This is a genomic window from Chitinolyticbacter albus (genome assembly GCF_024437655.1).
In the GTDB taxonomy this organism is placed as follows: Bacteria; Pseudomonadota; Gammaproteobacteria; order Burkholderiales; family Chitinibacteraceae; genus Chitinolyticbacter; species Chitinolyticbacter albus.
Map to the genome: position 1 here is coordinate 16,713 of NZ_JANBVF010000045.1, position 12,268 is coordinate 28,980.

Here is a 12,268-nt window from a genome sequence, read left to right on the forward strand (position 1 = left end):
CCATGAGCGAAGTCGCCGACGGTATGTACCCCGTCGCCCGGAACCTTTGCTGGCACGGCGGCATCCATCTCGAAGCGCCCTCTGTGGATCGGCAACCGCTGCCCGTACGAGCCATTGCCGACGGCATCGTACGCTGTGCTCGGCCCGCCTCAGCAAACCAAAGTGGCGATCCGGAGCATGCACAAAGCTATGGAGGCTGGACCGACAACGGCGTCGTGGTGATTGAGCACACCACCGAGATTGGCGCCGCCGCCAACGATACCCCAGTGACGGTACGTTTCTACTCGATTTACCAACACCTGATCGAGGTGCCTCGGACCTTGCGGCTTGGGCAACGGGTTTATCGCAAGGCCGAACTGGGCCACGCAGGCTACATAGACGGCCAACCTAACCGAATCCACTTCGAGATCGCCTGCGATAATGCAAACCTGCAGCTATTGATTGGCCGCAATCAGGGGCAAGTGGCCACCGAACAAGATGGCCGCAGCAATGTGGTATTCGGCGAAATATATGTCCGACTGCCCAGCGGTACGCCGATTTATACCCTGCCGGAAGGCCACAGGCTGCTCGACAACAATCCAGCTGCGCAGAGCCAGGGCCCGGAGCCCAGAGCCAACGCACCCCGCCCCCCTGCGCAGCCACTCGCAGCATCAATGTCCACCACTATTGATTGCTATGTAGGCCTGCGGTATGCCATGGGCGATGGTCCCATCAACGAACGAGGTGACCTAACAGTAACCACTTACCGCGAAGACGGTAGTGTCTGCGGTCAACGCAGCGAGGCAGGTGCCGAATACGACATCTTCAGTCGCGCCAAAGCAATCAGCCAGGCATATGCCGCCCCAAATCAACCCATTCGCAGTGCCGTTTATGAGTTGCTGCGCTTTGGCAGGGTGATCAATACCGCCAACGAAACGCTCACGCCAGCCGATGTGCCGCACTGGCGGGCAATCATCGTGCCAACTGCCAACGGCACCGGTACCCAGACCGGCTGGGTCAATCTGAACAATCAGGCACAAGGCCAGCAAGTACGGGTGTTCAGCGACGCCGACTTCCCGCATTGGCGCGGGTGGCAGCTGTTCAACGATGACCTCAGCGCAGGCGATAGCCGTTGCGACTCGGATGCAATCAAGACTTTGCTGGACGTGGATGGCGATCATCACGTGACTCCCAATGAGCGCCTCAGCCGCATGCAGGATGCTCAGGTTCGCAGCAAGCTGCGCCACGCAATTTGCCCCATGCCGTCGGAGTGGAACGCTGCGGACTTGCAGGCCCGCTGGGATTGGCTGCAAACGACTACCGAGGAAAACCCGGAACCGCTGGTGGGCGATAGTTACACCGACTTCATTGCCCATGCTCAGGCATTGAGTTTTGAAGCACCCCAAGCGTTTGCGGCAACGTGGCGGTTTCATCCGCGAGGGTTTATTGAAGCCTTCCGCTATTGCATGTGGTTCGGGCTGGAGGAATTTGCCCAATGCCTGCCCAGGCAAAGCCTATCTGCCGCTGATTTACCATGGGATATGGCACGAACACGTGCACAAACCCATTACATTCCTTTAAATAGATTGTTTCAAAAATACAAAGGGCACTCTAAACAACGAATCGCCCATAGCTTAGCGCAAGTCTATATTGAAACAGGATTGCTTCGTACCTTGTTTGAAGACGGTCGAGGGCGTAGGTATGTATATGGCGCATTTTACGGAAGAGGCTACCATCAGCTTACTTGGGCTGGGAATTATGAACAGTATGGAAAATACAAGGGCATTCCAAATCAACGGGCCCCGGTGTATTCTGATACGCGAATCACCTTGACATCCACACATGCGAAGGACAGTGGTGGGACAACCATGAATTGGTCTCCTCGCTACGACCCCGCTATTGTGGGTGAAAACACCGCACATGCTGCGGAATCGAGCGGCTTTTATTGGGTTTCCAAATCGTTCCGGCGCCGAACCAACATAAACCGTGCATGTGATTTGGCTTTCAACCAAACATCCCTGGCTTTTATATGTTGGCTAATCAATGGTGGCGGTAATGGATATGCGGATCGTCAGCAATTCGCGAAATATCTTGCCAATATGCTTTTTGACGCCCCTCCATTGACTGGCAGCGAGACTTATCGTTACCCCCCGCTTGAGCCGCCAGCCGATCCGCCTTTGTGCCGGACGTTTCCGCCGACAGAGGTGGTATACACTTTAAATGGAACAGTTAATTATGTCGCCCAAAGGCCTGCCTAGAAAATTTGCTTGCGCTTTCTTTTTTATTTTTTGGAACAATCTTGCTATCGCTTCAGCGTTTGAGGGAGGCAGGACGGGTGAGTGCTTTTCATCTGTTGACGACTACCTGCTTACTGTGTTTGGCCAAGGTTATGAACTTGATGACAATATCGAGGCCAGACCTCTCTCCAGCAATGCCGGGAATGTTATTACATTGGCAGTAGATAAAACGCCGGGCCTTAATCCAACTTACGTTCTTTTGCAGCAAAAAGACAATGCCAAGCACTGCGTAGTTTTGACTGCGCCATATGTGAGCAACTTTAAGTTTTCGCTCAACAGGGACGGAAGCTTGCCAACTGAAGTTGTAACTATTGACACTCCGCCTCCGGGCTTTCCAGCTACCAGGGTAGCATATAGATTAAAAAATACTGGCGTCTATGCCCCGAAAAGTTGTTTATTGATATTCCCAAACAACAAGAAAAGCAAAATCTCGTGCGACAAGGCCTTTGGTGATTCGCGAAATTAAATTCCGGCTGCCTTAGGCCCCCGCCTCTTGGTGATATTCCCCAATTAACCGTTAGAATACGGGGATACTCATGAGCGAACTGGAAACTTACCTCGCTGCTGCAACCCGAGATAACACCCGACGCAGCTACGAATCTGCCATCCGCCACTTTGAGGTTGAGTGGGGCGGCTTCCTGCCGGCGACAGCCGACAGCGTTGCGCGCTACTTGGTGGACCACGCCGCCACGCTGGCAATCAACACACTGAAGCAACGTCTGGCAGCGCTGGCGCAATGGCACCAGCAACAGGGATTTGCTGATCCGACCAAAACCGCCGTGGTGCGCAAGGTACTCAAAGGCATTCAAGCGCTGCATCCTGCGGTAGAGAAACAGGCCGTACCGTTGCAGATTGGCCAGCTTGAACAAGTGACCAACTGGCTGGGTGAAGCGATCCGACTAGGTCGAGAGCGTGGCGATCGTGCGGCCGAGCTGCGCCATACGCGCGACAAAGCCTTGTTGCTGATCGGCTTTTGGCGCGGTTTTCGCGGGGATGAACTGAAGCGGCTGCAGGTGGAATTCATCGAACTGGTACCGGGCCATGGGATGCAGTGTTTTCTGCCGCAAAGCAAAGGAGATCGGCAGCTGCAGGGGCGTACCTTCCGCGTGCCGGCGCTGGCGCAGTTGTGTCCGGTTACGGCCTACGGCGACTGGATTGCGGTATCCGGCTTGTCTGATGGGCCGGTGTTTCGTGGCATCGATCGCTGGGGTGGGATCAGCGACTCTGGTTTGCACTCGAACAGCTTGATTCCGCTCCTGCGCCGGCTGTTCACCAACGCTGGCCTGCCGGCGCCAGATGAATTCAGCAGCCACTCGCTGCGGCGCGGATTTGCTGGTTGGGCCAATGCCAATGGTTGGGATCTCAAAACTTTGATGGAATATGTCGGCTGGCGCGATGTGAAGTCAGTGATGCGCTACCTCGATGGCGCAGATCCATTTGCATTCGGGCCATTTCAGGATTCGTAGCTGGGCCGAAGCTGCGACAACGGCTGCAGCTGCTGGGCGATCGCGTCAAACGTGCTGGCGAGGTGTTTGAACTCGTCGGCCAGCGCCACGGCGCACTCCCAGAGGTCGGTGTCGCCGATGGGCTCGCTTAAAGGCCCGCCGTTGATGATGCAGTGGGCCATACGGTGGAGCCGAAGTAAGTCATCCCGGATGCCGGCACCGGCCGCTAGCCGTGGCCGTAGGCGATCCAGTTGCTCAACGAGTTTGAGTAACGCCGCCGTTTCATAGCCTTGTCTTAGGGTAGCCAATTGCGCGGCATCGACATCGCCATACGGCGTGACCGCAAACGTGGGCTTGGGTAGGTCCATCATCCGGCGTGCTCTAGTTCGTTGCGTCGAGCGGCTTGCGCCGCAATCAGCGCCCCCTGGAACGCGCCATTGCGAATCCACGGCTCGGGTGTGCGTTTCAAGCGTACGTTGTATTCGCCAAAGCGCTTGATATGGCTCGACATGTACGGGCTCAGAAAACCGAGATCGTCTTCACTGATAGAGATGCCTTCTGCTTCCAGCTGTCGGAGCACCAGAATCATGTCGACCGTGTTCTGCAGAATGAGCGCCGAGGCGACCAAATCGTTGTAACGTAGCCGCTTCTGCTGCTCGTTGGGTTCGTTGACGGGGATGACGTCGCCGCCGAACGATAGCCATTTGGCGAAACCGTTGTACGACTCGATCTTGTTGGTGTTGGCGGTCACTTCTTGGCGCAACTCCCTGCTGCCGATCCATTCGAGCAGGAAGCCAGTCCGCACCACGTTCCCCAGGAGCTGCGCTGCGGCGTACAGCTTGTTCTTGCGGCTGTAGGAACCCAGTTTGCGCAGCAACACCGGCGACGAAATCTTGCCAGCATGGATCGACAGCGTGACTTGCATCAGATCCTGCCAATGCCTCTCGAGCATCGGCCAGTCGACGGTGTCTTCGAACAGCCGGTTGATGTGTTGGTATTTGACGCTCTTGTCGGGGCGATACAGGGTCAGGTTTTTCCAGTTCCGGATGCGTGGCATCAGCTTGATGCCGAGCAGATGGGTGAACGCAAACACGGTGGCCGACTGGCCTTGCGTGTCGGCATGTACCGTATCGGCCGCGACGCTCAATCCGGCCTTGAGCAAGCCCTCGATCACGTAGATGGCTTCCCATACACCGGGCGGGATGAAGTGCCGGAACACGGCAATGTAATTGTTGGCCACGTGCCGGTAGGCCACGGCTCCCATTTTGCGATAGCGGAAGTGGTAACCGGCCAGCAGGTTTTCATCATAGAAGTCGTACTGGGAGCCATCCGCGGCGACCGTTTTGCCGTCGCCCCACATTTTGGGCAAGTCCAGTTGCAGATAGACCTCGTTCAGCACCCGCTGCGCGGCCGTGAGGTTCTCCAGCGAAAAATGACGGCGATTCACGAACGACAAGGCGTGGGGGCTGACACCGGATTTGGATAGATGCCGTGCCGCTTGTGTCGGCCCCAGATTGCATCCCATGGAAAATACCGTCATCAGGTAACGTTCGGCGGGTTCGCGCAACTTGCTCTCGTTCCCGGAAAGCGGACCGAAAAAGCGCGTGAACGACAACCAGTGCTCAATGTTGGCCAAAACGTCGAGGATATGCCGCTGCGGCAGGCGCTGCGTCAGCAGGTTCTGCAACGAGATGGCGGAATCGGGGATCTCCTTGGCAACGGTCTTGCGCAACACGGGCTCGCCGTTACTGCCCCACGTAACGTCGCCGCGGCAGTCCGGAAACTTGTTGTCCAGATCTTGGGCTTTCTCGGTCAGCCATTCTCGCAAGCTGGCGACGAATTCGGCCGCGGTATCGGGCAGGCCGACCTTTTCGCAGTAGGCCGGCAGTAACGTCTGGCATTCGTCCCACGGCAGCAGCTGCTTACGATAATCCGCAAAGTCCTCCGAGCCCGCCACGCACAAGTCGCCCGAGCGGAGTTCATCGGCGAGGTAGGAAAACACGCAGATTTCGAGGTGCCGGCGATCGATGCCGAGTTGGCCGCCGGTCGATTGCAACAACAACTTGCGCCAGCGTTCCGACGCGAACGATAAATCGAGGTCTTCGTCGATGAATTCGATCCGGTGCTTGTCTTGATACGCCTTGATGACCTGCAAGGCGTCCAGCAAGGCGGTGTCTTGGCTGGTCGCCTCGATTCGTAGCAGGTGGACCAGCCGGAATAGCACCGCGCGATGGCTTTTGAAGAATGCCCAAATGCGCGGGAGATAGTTAGTGCTGCTGCTGGCCTGAATCTGTTCGCAGGTCAGCAGCATCTGATCGGCCGTGCTGCCAGAGACGTATTCCCGGATCGCTTTGCCGGCCTGAGTGTCGTCGTTTTCGTGCTTGATGATGGTGATCACGCCGGCCAGCGTTGCAGCCACGCGTTCGACCTGACCGCGCTGGCGCAAATGCGCTTGGTCAAGATCCTCTTTGGCCCGTTTGTGAATTGTGGCCACCCGCCGCAGGAACATTTCGGTCAGCTGGTCGCGAGCGCGAACCTGCATCCGGTGAATCAACGCCAGCAACAGCGTAAAGCGTTTCGGTGGCGTGCATTCCTTGAGTTCGGAGATGTCGTAGGCCATCGCCTGTTCGGCGAGATGGCGTACTTTGGTCTGTGGCACCTCATGGAAGGCGTCTTCCACATCACCTAACGACTCGAGCCAGGTCAAGTGCTCGACCAACATTTCCAAGTGCTTGCGGGTAGGGCGTCGCGCGGCGCTCTTCAGGGTGTTGTACTCGCTTTGGCGAGCCTCGAAGTTTTCGCCGAGGAAAAGTTGCCCCAGCGCAGCCAGGTGCGAAGCCGACAGACGGGCCAGCACCATATCGAACAGTTGGCTCTGGGTTTTCGCATGCACGCGCTCGGCGAGGTCATCGAGCGTAGAGAACGCCGGCAGCTCATATTTGTGCTGAATAAGCCCCTCGATCACGGCGTTAATGATGTCCAGTCGCTGATCCAGCAGTTGCGCCGCTTCGGTTGCAAGCAGCTCCGCCAATGCCATGGCGTGGTTGCCGTAAAACGGTGTCACCTCCAAGAATGCCAAGATCGCCGCCATGTGCCGTTGCAGCGTCAACTGCACGGCGTATTCAAAGCGGAACTGGTCACCGATGCCCAAGCTGTCGCGGACGTAGTTCACGACATCCGGTGGGACCGCTTCCGGCCGCGGGAAGTACCAAAGCTGCTGGAAGCATTTCAGCAGCACAGCCAAGCCCAACCGGGTAGCGGGCGAACGCCCCTGAGCGCGAAGCCAAAGCAGTTCGTCTTCAGAGAGAGTGAAAGTGCGCCGTAGCTCGGCACTGGTGTAGCTACGCGCGAACTGGGGGTATGCGGAACGTTGAATGGAGGCCATGCGAGCGGGGCAAGTTTTATGACTTGAACAGCCTAGTACATGATGATGACAACGCCAGTTCGTTCCGCTGATTTTCGCGTGGACGAGTGAGAAAAATCCTCTTATGAATCATGCACATCTAGGCGATGTGTATAGATTTTCCCTTCATCCCGGCATGACCCCTACGCCGCATGCGTGATCGCAGGAATTCTGGACATCGATCCGCTGGAGATCATCGCGGCGCGAGAGCTGGCCAAGGAGAAGAACGAGAAGAAGCGGGAGTTCTGGCAGGGTTTTTGGAACCAGCGATTTGGGAAGTTGGCCGTGTGCCTGGCGCTGGCGGGGGTGTTGCTCGGGGCGGCCAACCCGAGCTTACAAAGCGTAAGTGAGGCTGCGACGGCGTTTATAGCCGTTCTAGCCATCCTGATCACTTTACATAATATACAGAGCGTCCTTATTTGATAATGTAAGGGCCGCCCGATTTTGCCCTGCGGCATCGGACGAAGAGGGCGTTCCGAACAGGGCTACCGCCGTCGCCAAAGCCACGGCGGAAGAAACGCCTTTCGTAGAGAAACCTTTTTTGATTTCCTCCCAGTAACCGCGTCGTTCCTCGGTTTTTGCGCGTTCTGCTTCGATGGTCGCGAGCAATTCGCGGGCGTCCACCTTCAGGATTTTTTGAAGCTCCATTAGCCCGTACGCATCGGGGGCTCCTTTCTTCGTGCGCCATAGGCTGATGGCGGCAGGGGTCACTCCCATGTGAAGGGCGAGTTGCCTGTCGCTTTCTTTTCCTATCGCAGCTTTTGCTGCATCAAGTATTTCGTCCAGCGTGTTCATATCAATACCCCTTGACATCAACGGTCGTTAATACGTAGCGTGTAAAGCATCGTTGATACGGTAGCACGCTATGCCCCAGCGCGAACAGTTCCTGATCGTTCTCGACCAGCCACGCCCCAGTGACGACGCCTTAGCGCTCCTGTGTGGCCTGTCCGTCACCGCCATGGCCATCTTCTGCGCGTGGGGTATTTAACGGTGCCTAAGCGTCAACGCCCTCCAGAGCCGCTGCTGCTCACGCCGACCGTGCTGGACGCCGCCAACTTCCCCAGGGCGCCGTTGCAGTGCTTCATGCCGCCGCGCCCCGAATACGCGCCCATTCACGGCTCTGCGCTCACTCCCGCTTTCGTGGCGGATGTCACTGCGGTTAGGGCGGCTGCAGTCGAGCGGGAGCGAGACGCGGCCGACATGGCCGCAGGCCTTCCCCCCCACACTAACAGGGGGGAAAAGGCCCTAGCCGGCGATGGCGTCGCCGCGGTCGTGGCGCAAGAACTGGAGCATGTCGAGCTGGTTTTGTCCGATTCCGGCGATGTTCTCCTCGTGCCCCGGCGCTTCGGCTATGGCGACGATGCGGCTTTCATCGACTGGCTGCACATCACGATGCACAAGGACACGGCGCTGCGTTACAGCCCGCTGCCCTTCGCAAGCGATGAGGATCTGGTACTTGCGCTGAGCTTGCGCCTGGAAACCATCCTTGGCTATGGCGTCACCAGCCAAAAGCCCAACGGCCACAACTACTACAAGGCCACGTACGCCCTGGGCGACAACTGGGGCACCGTCAGCGTCGGCGGCCAGCAGGACACGATCATGGTCGCCGTCTTCGGCTCGGGCCTTGCTGCAGCCGCTGCAGGCTGGGAAGCACGCATGCACCAGTTCCTGACTGCCGAAGCCATCCGACCGCGCATTACCCGGGTTGATCTGTCCTTTGATGACATCGATGGCCAGTACTACAGCGTCGATCAGGCTCACGCCGAATGGGTGGCGGGTCGGTTTACGAACGGCGGCCGTAGGCCTGCCGGAGAACGGCGCGGGGATTGGGATTTTCCGAGTGGGGCAGGGCGGACCATGAATATCGGGAAACGCGATTCCGGCCGTATGTGCCGCGTCTACGAAAAGGGCATGCAACTTGGCCACAAGTGGCACCCATGGGTGCGGGTTGAGGTTGAGCTTAAAAGCGAAGGTTATCTGATCCCGTTCGATGTGCTGATGCATGCCGGGGCCTATCTGGCCGCTTCGTATCCCGCTCTGAATTGGATTGCTGAAAAGAAGGCCGACCGGCTCGAATCGGTCAAAAACACCGCCGTAATCAACCTCAACAAAGCGATTGAAGTGGTCCGTAATCAATTCGGCCACTACCTCTGGATGATTCAAGAGCTTTGTGGTGGCGACGCACAAACGACGCTTGATCTCGTGTCGCGTCAAGACAAAATCCCGCCCCGCTTCAAGGTTCCGGATCACAAATTCACGCCGCAGCCTATGCATGACGAGCAAAAACGCTGGCTGAGCAGTGACGAGCTGCAACGGCTCTACGTTGGCGAACTTGATTTTAATTGGAAAAAAGCCCCCGCACATTCAGGCGCAATGCGGACTGGTGGCTTAACTGCGCCGCTCCATTGAGGGTGATCAAATGCAATTTCATACCGTAGTTACCGTAGTGGGCGTTAAGGGCTTCAAAGGCGAAATTAACGGTGATTCGCTCAACTCGACAACACTTTTTGTACAGGTTGCTCTGGACGAAAGTAAGGGTACGCAACGCGGTTTTTCAGCCGCTGAATATCGTTTTCCCGATGTGGCCCTGTATGAGTCAATGAAGAATCATCCTTTTCCGCATCAGGCTGAATTGGAGCTGGAATTGGTGGCAACGGGTAAAGGCGACTCTAAGACCATCCTGCGCGGCTGGAAACCCATTAAACCCGCCCAAACGGTTGATACCGGTTCGGGCGAAATTAAGAATAAGCTGTAAGGGGTAGGTTATGCCGGAATATACCCAAGCCTTTTTGGTGCAGGACAAGGATTCCGGCTTATTCCTTCGTCCGCGTGAGGGCGATGTAGGTTATACGAAATATGTCGATCAAGCTGGCCCCTTTGATTCGTATGAAGAAGCGTTTGAAACGGCAAAATATAACCTCGGCGCCAATTTCCTTATATGGTCATTTGGCCGGCGGGTGAGGCACTAATGCCGCTTTGCGTGCTTGTCAAAGAGTTGGTGGCGGGTGGTCGCCCGGCCGGTTTTACCGATGGATCAGCTAATGCATTGGGAATGCAGGTTCAAGACTTGCCCATTGAGCAGTGTGCGGGCTACGTCATGGTTACACCGGTTGAGTTTCAGCAATTAAACGTAATTGCTCAGGTGTTTGCCGCGCCGTCGCCAGAGCAAATTCAAGGTGCGTTCATGGCCGGGCTATCGTTGCCGGTCATAGCGTACCTAACGGCGTGGGCATATCAGTTCGTAATTAACTTCATAGGGAAATCAAGATGAAAACTCGCATCGTTGCTGTTGCCGCTCTGCTTGGCGCCATGTCCGCTCCTTCGTGGGCTGCAGCGCTCGATTTCAGTGCAATCACTAGCGCTGTAGATGCCACCACAATCGTGGCTGCAATCAGCGCTATCGCCGCAATCAAGGTGCTGCCGAATGTCGCCAAGTGGGGTTACAACAAGGTGATTAGCTGGTTCCGTTAATCAAGTCAACATGGGCGGGGCTTCGGCCCCGTTTTTTATGCTAATACTCTCGCTTACTTTTCTGCTTGGCGCGCTCGTAGCCTTTGCGATTATCAAGGGATTTACGTCATGATTAAGCGATATTTGCTAGTGCTCGTAATCGCACTTATTCCGCTATTTGCGCAAGCTGTAATCCCGAAAACGATTCTTGGTTATGTTAAAAACGGTACCAATGGCGGCGGAACTCTGTGCACTACGTTGCAGTGCACGGCGCAATTAGAGGGGTTGCAGTGTGACAGCGTTGATTTTCTGTCTAGGTACGCATCAGGCAGTGTCATTCAGAACGAGCTGTATTGTAATGGCAAAAATTGGTCCGGGAAATTTTACGTTATTGAGTATTTTCAATGCCCGTCGGATGGTGTGAAAACCACCAATAAAGATTACCAATGCAATGAATGCCCGGACGGCAAGATTTATAACGCCACGCTTAAGCAATGCGTTTCGCCAAATACGCCCGTACCTACTCCGCAAATTTGCCCGGCAGCTGGGACGAACTGGCAAGGGGCAACCGTATATGTGGGATTGCAAAAATATGGGTGCAATTTGGCGGGTTGTACCGTCGAGCTGTCGAACATCGGCGGTTGTTCTGGGGGTGTATGCGATGCCACGTTTACGTCTACGGGCCAGTCTTGCACTTCGCAGCCTCCGCCGCCGTCGTCGAATAACGATTGTCCTAGCGGTACGGTGTACGCCGAATTCGATGGTGCGGGACGTTGTGTGAAGGTAAGCGACCCGGTAACGCCGCCTCCTGGAACGACGCCGACTCCTCCAACTGCTACGCCGCCTCCGGCGACGCCTACGCCGGGTGATGGTGGCGAAGGTGGCGAGGGTGGGGAGGGCGGTGATGGTGGAACGGGGGGAGGTGGCACTGGTGGTGGCGGTGGCACAGGCGGCGGTACGGGTGGTGATGGTGGCGAAGGTGGTGAGGGCGGGGAGGGTGAAGAAGGTGAAGAGGGGGAGGGAGGTAATTCCTCTGTTCCAGGGTCGCCCAGTGGCAGTGATATTTACAAAAAGAAATATGAACAATCAGTTGCTGATATGGCCTCTGGTCATCTCAATAAAATCAGACATACACCAGTATTTGAGTCTGCATCAAAATTTTTCGAAATTAATGTAATGGGTTCGTGCCCGATTTGGACAATACCGTCGGTGAATATATACGGCACTTATTCCTTGCCAGCCATTCTTATTGACCATTTTTGCACGTCTACTGCTAAAGCAATATATGCAATCATGAAAACCGTTCTATTAATTTGCGCCACGTGGGTTGCTTTTAGGATTGCCATTTTGGATTAGCGGGGGTTGTTATGGAATGGTTGTCGGAAAAAATTAGCAAGGCATTGCTATGGCTGCTCAGTTTGGTCAAGGCAGTATTTGCAACAATTTTTGATATTTTGTCAGACGTTTTTTATTGGCTTGTTGACAAATTATTTAATTTGATAGTTGAGCTATGGAAGCTGATTCCTCCTATCGATTTTAATGGGTATAGCTTGCAAGCGCTGATGGCGTTGCTCCCGGACTGGCTGGCTTATCTGTTTTATATAACGGGGTTTCATATAGCGCTGGCAATCATTGGTGGCGGTGTTGTGTTTAGGTTGGTTCGTAAACTGTTTACTGTTGGCCAGTGGTGACGA

14 protein-coding genes are annotated in these 12,268 nt (G+C 55.7%); 11 read left to right on the forward strand and 3 right to left on the reverse strand.

Features of this window, described 5'->3' with window-relative positions; genetic code table 11:
* Positions 1 to 2: 2 nt before the first annotated feature.
* The 3 genes from NLI84_RS17395 (at position 3) to NLI84_RS17405 (ending at position 3,742) form a co-directional block, all read left to right on the forward strand.
* A complete protein-coding gene (locus tag NLI84_RS17395) occupies positions 3 to 2,237 on the forward strand; it encodes a M23 family metallopeptidase (RefSeq protein WP_255992056.1) in 2,235 nt (744 codons plus the stop codon).
* Positions 2,200 to 2,742 carry a hypothetical protein gene (locus NLI84_RS17400; RefSeq protein ID WP_255992057.1) on the forward strand — a complete coding sequence of 181 codons (543 nt, stop codon included), beginning with the start codon at positions 2,200 to 2,202 and terminating at the stop codon, positions 2,740 to 2,742. Before NLI84_RS17395 ends, NLI84_RS17400 begins: the two co-directional genes overlap by 38 nt.
* A 70-nt stretch (positions 2,743 to 2,812) precedes the next feature.
* Positions 2,813 to 3,742: a site-specific integrase gene (locus NLI84_RS17405; protein WP_255992058.1), complete on the forward strand. Its 930-nt coding sequence runs from the start codon at positions 2,813 to 2,815 to the stop codon at positions 3,740 to 3,742.
* On the opposite strand, the gene tnpC is transcribed toward NLI84_RS17405, so the two are convergent.
* Together tnpC and NLI84_RS17415 are read right to left on the reverse strand one after the other, a co-directional pair.
* Positions 3,730 to 4,092, reverse strand: a complete 363-nt coding sequence (gene tnpC / locus NLI84_RS19070; RefSeq protein ID WP_308445834.1) for a Tn3 family transposase post-transcriptional regulator TnpC — start codon at positions 4,090 to 4,092, stop codon at positions 3,730 to 3,732. The genes NLI84_RS17405 and tnpC overlap by 13 nt on opposite strands.
* Entirely contained in the window at positions 4,089 to 7,106 is a 3,018-nt protein-coding gene (locus NLI84_RS17415; RefSeq protein ID WP_255992060.1) for a Tn3 family transposase, read from the reverse strand. The genes tnpC and NLI84_RS17415 overlap by 4 nt, the downstream gene beginning before the upstream one ends.
* A 174-nt stretch (positions 7,107 to 7,280) precedes the next feature.
* Here NLI84_RS17415 and NLI84_RS17420 point away from each other — a divergent pair, with 174 nt between their 5' ends.
* A complete protein-coding gene (locus NLI84_RS17420; protein ID WP_255992061.1) occupies positions 7,281 to 7,547 on the forward strand; it encodes a hypothetical protein in 267 nt (88 codons plus the stop codon).
* Here NLI84_RS17420 and NLI84_RS17425 read toward each other — a convergent pair.
* Positions 7,518 to 7,919 carry a DUF3693 domain-containing protein gene (locus NLI84_RS17425; protein ID WP_255992062.1) on the reverse strand — a complete coding sequence of 134 codons (402 nt, stop codon included), beginning with the start codon at positions 7,917 to 7,919 and terminating at the stop codon, positions 7,518 to 7,520. The two genes, NLI84_RS17420 and NLI84_RS17425, sit on opposite strands and share 30 nt — an antisense overlap.
* A gap of 243 nt (positions 7,920 to 8,162) precedes the next feature.
* Here NLI84_RS17425 and NLI84_RS17430 point away from each other — a divergent pair, with 243 nt between their 5' ends.
* From NLI84_RS17430 to NLI84_RS17460, 7 genes are all read left to right on the forward strand, one after another.
* Positions 8,163 to 9,533, forward strand: coding sequence for a replication initiation factor domain-containing protein (locus NLI84_RS17430; protein WP_255992063.1), 1,371 nt, complete (start codon positions 8,163 to 8,165; stop codon positions 9,531 to 9,533).
* A 10-nt stretch (positions 9,534 to 9,543) separates the two neighbouring features.
* Positions 9,544 to 9,879 (forward strand): hypothetical protein, encoded by a 336-nt coding sequence (locus NLI84_RS17435; protein WP_255992064.1) that lies wholly within the window; start codon positions 9,544 to 9,546, stop codon positions 9,877 to 9,879.
* Positions 9,880 to 9,889: 10 nt separating this feature from the next.
* Positions 9,890 to 10,093 (forward strand): hypothetical protein, encoded by a 204-nt coding sequence (locus tag NLI84_RS17440; protein WP_255992065.1) that lies wholly within the window; start codon positions 9,890 to 9,892, stop codon positions 10,091 to 10,093.
* A gap of 11 nt (positions 10,094 to 10,104) precedes the next feature.
* Positions 10,105 to 10,395, forward strand: a complete 291-nt coding sequence (locus NLI84_RS17445; RefSeq protein WP_255992066.1) for a hypothetical protein — start codon at positions 10,105 to 10,107, stop codon at positions 10,393 to 10,395.
* Complete coding sequence (locus tag NLI84_RS17450) at positions 10,392 to 10,595, forward strand: hypothetical protein (RefSeq protein WP_255992067.1); 204 nt, start codon at positions 10,392 to 10,394, stop codon at positions 10,593 to 10,595. Before NLI84_RS17445 ends, NLI84_RS17450 begins: the two co-directional genes overlap by 4 nt.
* 108 nt (positions 10,596 to 10,703) lie before the next feature.
* Positions 10,704 to 11,930, forward strand: coding sequence for a hypothetical protein (locus NLI84_RS17455; RefSeq protein ID WP_255992069.1), 1,227 nt, complete (start codon positions 10,704 to 10,706; stop codon positions 11,928 to 11,930).
* An 11-nt stretch (positions 11,931 to 11,941) separates the two neighbouring features.
* Positions 11,942 to 12,265: a hypothetical protein gene (locus tag NLI84_RS17460; protein WP_255992070.1), complete on the forward strand. Its 324-nt coding sequence runs from the start codon at positions 11,942 to 11,944 to the stop codon at positions 12,263 to 12,265.
* Positions 12,266 to 12,268: the final 3 nt, after the last annotated feature.

Coding starts and splice junctions, on each gene's coding strand:
- NLI84_RS17395 (WP_255992056.1), top strand. CDS start 3: ATGAGCGAAGTCGCCGACGGTATGTACCCCGTCGCCCGGAACCTTTGC.
- NLI84_RS17400 (WP_255992057.1), top strand. CDS start 2,200: ATGGAACAGTTAATTATGTCGCCCAAAGGCCTGCCTAGAAAATTTGCT.
- NLI84_RS17405 (WP_255992058.1), top strand. CDS start 2,813: ATGAGCGAACTGGAAACTTACCTCGCTGCTGCAACCCGAGATAACACC.
- tnpC (WP_308445834.1), bottom strand. CDS start 4,092: ATGATGGACCTACCCAAGCCCACGTTTGCGGTCACGCCGTATGGCGAT.
- NLI84_RS17415 (WP_255992060.1), bottom strand. CDS start 7,106: ATGGCCTCCATTCAACGTTCCGCATACCCCCAGTTCGCGCGTAGCTAC.
- NLI84_RS17425 (WP_255992062.1), bottom strand. CDS start 7,919: ATGAACACGCTGGACGAAATACTTGATGCAGCAAAAGCTGCGATAGGA.
- NLI84_RS17435 (WP_255992064.1), top strand. CDS start 9,544: ATGCAATTTCATACCGTAGTTACCGTAGTGGGCGTTAAGGGCTTCAAA.
- NLI84_RS17440 (WP_255992065.1), top strand. CDS start 9,890: ATGCCGGAATATACCCAAGCCTTTTTGGTGCAGGACAAGGATTCCGGC.
- NLI84_RS17450 (WP_255992067.1), top strand. CDS start 10,392: ATGAAAACTCGCATCGTTGCTGTTGCCGCTCTGCTTGGCGCCATGTCC.
- NLI84_RS17455 (WP_255992069.1), top strand. CDS start 10,704: ATGATTAAGCGATATTTGCTAGTGCTCGTAATCGCACTTATTCCGCTA.
- NLI84_RS17460 (WP_255992070.1), top strand. CDS start 11,942: ATGGAATGGTTGTCGGAAAAAATTAGCAAGGCATTGCTATGGCTGCTC.